The organism is Aquiflexum sp. (genome assembly GCF_041751335.1).
In the GTDB taxonomy this organism is placed as follows: domain Bacteria; phylum Bacteroidota; class Bacteroidia; order Cytophagales; family Cyclobacteriaceae; genus Aquiflexum.
Genome location: NZ_JBGSXS010000263.1, coordinates 1 through 2982 on the forward strand (window position 1 = coordinate 1; position 2982 = coordinate 2982).

Here is a 2982-nt window from a genome sequence, read left to right on the forward strand (position 1 = left end):
TTGGTTTAATGTGGGGGCCTACAAAAAGCTTCCCAATGAAGTCGGAGGAAATGAAACCTGCCCTCCCCATCAAGTCCCTGAAAAGATGAAAAATTTACTTTCTGACTATCATCGGAAGGTAAAGAAAAAATTGGAAGACATTATAGGCTTTCACCATCAATTCGAAATGATCCATCCATTTCAGGATGGAAACGGAAGAGTGGGAAGGCTGATCATGTTTAAGGAATGCTTGGCTAACAATGTCGTTCCCTTTATTATTGCAGATGACATCAAGCTATTTTATTACAGAGGTTTACAGGAGTGGGGCAATGTGAAAGAGTACTTGACGGATACCTGTCTTTCTGCCCAAGATGACTATAAGATGACACTTAGGTATTTTGAAATAGAATTCGAGTAGTACATGAAAGATATTCTTTCCTGATAATTCATGCTTTTTTCCCGAAGTTCTATTGTTTTTACTTAAATGGCAAGTAAAACGATAAAAACGTTGACTTTACCAAACCCATCTGATTATTATGAATCCTGATCGAATTCCTCCAGTCTTGATTCTTGTCTCTTGTCTCTTGGCTCTTGTTCCAACTTCAGCCTTCCAACTTCCCCTACTCATCCTTCAATATCTTTGCAGGATTGACCAAGGCAGTTTTTATCGCCTGCGAACTGACGGTCAGAAAGGCGATAAGCAAAGCAACCAATGACGTCCAAAGGAAAATTTTCCAGTCAATGGAGATTCTATAATCAAAGGTCTCCAGCCAGGAATCCATAAGATACCAGGTTACAGGCATGCCCAATAATACTGCAATCAAGACCAATTTGGTAAATTCGGAAGATATCAACCTGACCAAACCGGGGATGGATGCCCCAAGAACTTTCCTTACTGAAATTTCTTTTCTCCGCTGTTCTGCAATGAAAGTGGCCAATCCAAAAAGCCCCATACAGGAAATGAGTACTGCCAAGACGGTAAACAATCCTGTCAACTCCGCAGTCCGCTTCTGGGATTCAAACTTCCGGGCATGGACTTGGTCCACAAAATTGTAGTCAAAAGGAGCTCCCGGATTGAACTTGGCGAATACCGAAGCAACATTTCCCAACATCTCAGAATAATTTTCTCCAGGATTAAGACGGATATGAATAAAACTCAGATTTCGTTTGGGACCGAATACCATAATCGGTAAGACCTCATCAAAAGGCGATCTCATTATAAAATCCTTTACAACACCGACCACAGTAAAACTCAGGTCATCATCCTGTATCACCTGTCCCAAAGGATCTTCAAACCCCATTCTCTTTGCAGCAGTTTCATTGATCAAAACTGCACTGCTATCATTTGGAAAAGTATAGACATCGATATCCCTTCCTGCTATCAGTTCAAATCCAGCAGTCTCGACCAAGTTAGCATCTGTTCCCATCCGGTACATTGTTGGTCTGTAACTTTCATCTTTGCCCTGCCATTTCATCATGTTGGTATCACTGTGTAGCTCGGTGATGGGGGAAAAGGTGTAGCTGACTGAGTTTACTCCATTCAAAGCCAATAATTCATTACGGAATGCCACCATATTTTCCCGCATTGTTCCGGAAACCTGATGGTAAATCAGGTTTTCCTTATCCAATCCCAAATCCCTGTTTTGGACATGGTTCATCTGATCTCGGATTATCCATGCACTCGAAATCAAAATTGCAACTACAGCAAATTGGAAAACCACCAAGGCCTCACGTGGATTGACCCAATATCTCTTGGCATCCAACTTCCATTTGAAAACTACAGTCGGCTTGAAGGAACTCATCAAAAAAGCCGGATAGCTTCCTGCCATTATCCCGATTAGCATGATATAGACCAAAGAAACCATCCAAAACAAAGGTTGGGTAAATGGACTTTGAAGTTCTTTTCCAATAAAATTGCTGAAATATGGCAAAGCTATTCCAACAATTGTCAAAGCAAATCCATAAGAAAACAAAGCGATCATGACTGATTCGACCAAGAACTGCCTAACCAACATTCCCCTGCCTGCACCGGAAATCTTCCTTACGCCGACTTCTTTTGCCCTGTTTTCACTTTGGGCAGTACTCAGGTTGATGAAATTGATACAGGCCAACAACAAAACGATAATCGCCACTCCCCCAAATAAGCGTATCAATGTGATCCGTCCACCTACCGATACCCCGTTTTCAAATTTGGAATATAGATGAAGGTCAGACATGGGAAACAAAAAGTCGCTTACGTTTTTGTCTTCCGTGTTCATGGCAGTAAATCCCGCAAATTTTTCATTGAAATCCTTTAAGTAAGCACTTTCATGGAGCATCGCAAAAGTCCTGTAGGAATTATTGCCCCAAGAAGGATCTGCCCAACCCATTACTTCCAGTTTTTTGAAAGGCAAAAAGACAGTGTAATCAAAATTGGTGTTTTGGGGCAAATCCTGGACAACGGCCATGACTTGGAAATCAAGCTGCTTTTCTATAACAACGGTTTTGCCTAAAGGATCTTCATCTGCAAAAAGTTTTTTGGCAACAGATTCCGTAAGGATGATCCCATCAGGAACGGACAAAGCAGCTTCGGTATCGCCTGAAATTACTTCAAATGTAAATAGCTTAAAGAAACCTGGATCCACAAAAGTGGTCTTTTCGAAGTAGCTATTTTCTCCTACTGTCAATAAATGTGGATCCCACTCAGTAAGTCTGGTTGTTTCTTCCACCTCAGGAAATCCCTCTTTCAACGCCAGACCATACGGTGCGGGAGTATAGTCCCAACTCATCACCTCCCCTTCTATCGTGGTGCTTCGCCAAACCGCATAAACCCGGTCCGAATGGGCATAAAACCTATCTATCGACAGCTCAAACTGAATCCAGATCAGGATCAACACTGATGCTGCAATCCCAATTCCCAAACCTCCGATATTTATAAAGGCTAATCCCTTGCTTCGAAGGATATTTCTCCAGGCGATTTTTAGGTAGTTTTTCCACATGGTTTTTGGAATTTAAAGATTGGAA

Annotated in this window: 2 protein-coding genes; one reads left to right on the plus strand and one right to left on the minus strand. The window is 41.7% G+C overall.

The window, feature by feature from the left end; genetic code table 11:
• A partial coding sequence (locus tag ACEW8U_RS14530) for a Fic family protein (RefSeq protein WP_373522773.1) occupies nt 1–397 on the plus strand: 397 nt, incomplete at its 5' end.
• 202 nt (nt 398–599) lie between these two features.
• Here ACEW8U_RS14530 and ACEW8U_RS14535 read toward each other — a convergent pair.
• Nucleotides 600–2957, minus strand: a complete 2358-nt coding sequence (locus ACEW8U_RS14535) for an ABC transporter permease (protein WP_373522774.1) — start codon at nt 2955–2957, stop codon at nt 600–602.
• Nucleotides 2958–2982 lie beyond the last annotated feature (25 nt).